The 228-nt window shown below is 36.4% G+C and carries 1 protein-coding gene; it reads left to right on the forward strand.

The genetic code is table 11. The features are described 5' to 3' along the window. On the forward strand, positions 1 to 199 hold a 199-nt coding region (locus SB753_RS42365; protein ID WP_410805871.1), incomplete at its 5' end, for a hypothetical protein. Positions 200 to 228: the final 29 nt, after the last annotated feature.

Below are 228 nucleotides of genomic sequence, written 5' to 3' on the forward strand. Positions count from 1 at the left end.
TGATTTAAGTAAGAGTCAGCCATTGTATGATGTTCAATTTTATGACGTCGCAATCCGTCACCCTGCAATCAGCGATTCGGTTCGAGAAATGTTCGTTAATGCAGATAAAAGTAAACTAGAACAACCAGTTGATTTAACTGCTGAACTTAACTCTAAAATTGATAAATTGCGCTCGATATGTACCCCAATACTTACCTAACAAACGACTATGGCGTCAATCATTAAAAT

Source organism: Paraburkholderia sp. SIMBA_053 (genome assembly GCF_046534895.1).
GTDB classification, from domain to species: Bacteria; Pseudomonadota; Gammaproteobacteria; order Burkholderiales; family Burkholderiaceae; genus Paraburkholderia; species Paraburkholderia caledonica.